This window comes from Roseivirga echinicomitans (genome assembly GCF_001592935.1).
GTDB lineage: Bacteria > Bacteroidota > Bacteroidia > Cytophagales > Cyclobacteriaceae > Roseivirga > Roseivirga echinicomitans.
In genome coordinates, this window is the sequence record NZ_LRDB01000038.1 from 1 (window position 1) to 843 (window position 843).

Here is an 843-nt window from a genome sequence, read left to right on the forward strand (position 1 = left end):
CCACAGTCGGCAGAAGAAGTGTACCCTAAAAGCACATCTCCCAACACAAATGGATGAACAAATACCGATTCACCATACTTCGGATGCTTTTTTATCTCATCCGTAAGTGTACCTTCACCCATGAAAACCAATACACCATCTGCTAAATTGAGTTGATCAAAAGCCTCAAGTATTACCTCTATCCCTCGCCCGGGATATAAATAACCCTGGTATAAAAAAATCTTCTTTGAGGCAGGAATACCAAAATGCTCCCTAAATAAATTCTTTTTGATCACTTCTTTTGACCTGAGAATTGGACAGTTTAGAATCACTGCTGGCTTTTCAATACCATACAAGCGTACATATTCATCTGCAATGGTAGGACCCACCGTTATGACACGGTCACAAAACTTAATTAGAAAACGCTCCTTAAGCTTTACATATGTCCATCGCCAACCATGAAGGCCATTCCTTTGAGTTTCATATTCATGCGCATCATAAATCAACTTAACCTTGCCAAGCTTGATGAGCTTCATGAGAACACCAAACTGCAACGTGTTCAAATCATGACAATGAATGATGTCATATTTAATTCTTGCTTGTCTAAAAAACTGTAACCACACAAATAGAATAAAGTATACCGCGCGTACATATTTAATGCGCTCTATCACATTATTCATCATTCGTTTCCGAATGATTTTAACCCCATTAATTTGTTCTGTTGCCGGTAGTGAGGTTTTCCGTTGAATCCCCATTAAAGTCACATCGTAACCTTCAGAAGCCAATGAGAACGCTTGGTTAAGCACTCTATTGTCATTTCTTAAGTCATTAAATACAACAGAAAATACTTTATTCTTAATCATG

General features: G+C 37.8%; 1 protein-coding gene. It reads right to left on the reverse strand.

Going from position 1 to position 843, the window contains the following annotated elements; genetic code table 11:
* Window positions 1-843: glycosyltransferase family 4 protein (locus AWN68_RS13355; protein WP_068416575.1), on the reverse strand; the 843-nt coding region annotated here is incomplete at both ends.